Here is a 942-nt window from a genome sequence, read left to right on the forward strand (position 1 = left end):
CTGCTCGTCATGCAAAGACTTCCGTGCATGAGACAGGTCCGATACCAGACGCACGCCTTCCTGGTTCAGCCGTGTCACCTCTTCCTGCCTGACCACCAGGGATTGCTGCAGCTGCCTCATTTCGGCTTGAAGTTGCTGCACCTGCTGTTCATGCCGGCGCTGGTCCTGCTCTCGCTGTTCCTTGACCGAGCTGCGGTAATGCTCCAGCGATTGCCGCGCATGCTCGTGTTTTTGTTCGAGAGACTGACGGTGTTGCTCATTTTCGTAGAGACGCTCGTCCAGGCCGACGATACGCTGCTCCGCGGCGCGATGGGTAACGATCAGGTCCTGTAGCGATTCGCGCGTGCTGGCGTGGGCGCCCTGCTCCTGTGTCAGTGCGTCATTGGCTTTGTCCAGGCGCTCGGTGACGTCCTTCACCTCGGTACGTAACGTGGCGATCAACTCTGCCTGCGCGTGAGCTTGCTCCTGGTGTTTTACGTTCGCCTCCTCGAGCTTTTCATTGGCTTCGGCCTGCAACTGGCCAGCCAGGCGCTCGACCAGATCCTGCAGGACTTCGCTAATGGACGATTTACGATCACTGCCCTCTTCTTCCTGAAGTTCGCGCAGATACTTGTGGATGGTGGTTTTCGAGCCGGTATTGCCGAGGGCAATACGTACTGCATCGACGGATGGATGCTTACCTTGGGCGAGAAGGATCTCTCGTGCCTGCTTAACGTCTGATTTATATAGCCCTGAGCGTCCCATCTGCCCTCCTCGATATATCGTTATATATTACATGATACGTTATTACATAGAGAATGTTGAGGTTAGCGCTTGTTATCCGTATCTATCTTTATCGCTGGATAATGCGGGATTATCGGACCTCATGCCGATTTTCCGGTATATTTTCGCCATCCGACCTGTAATTCCTATTCCAGCAGCGACAGAATGACCAAGCTCGAC

At 54.6% G+C, this 942-nt stretch carries 1 protein-coding gene; it reads right to left on the minus strand.

The window, feature by feature from the left end; all coding sequences use genetic code 11:
- Positions 1 to 744: DNA-binding protein (locus tag ASE07_RS26310; RefSeq protein WP_057293787.1), on the minus strand; the 744-nt coding region annotated here is incomplete at its 3' end.
- Between the last annotated feature and the right edge of the window lie 198 nt (positions 745 to 942).

The sequence above is a fragment of the Noviherbaspirillum sp. Root189 genome, assembly GCF_001428545.1.
GTDB lineage: Bacteria > Pseudomonadota > Gammaproteobacteria > Burkholderiales > Burkholderiaceae_D > Noviherbaspirillum.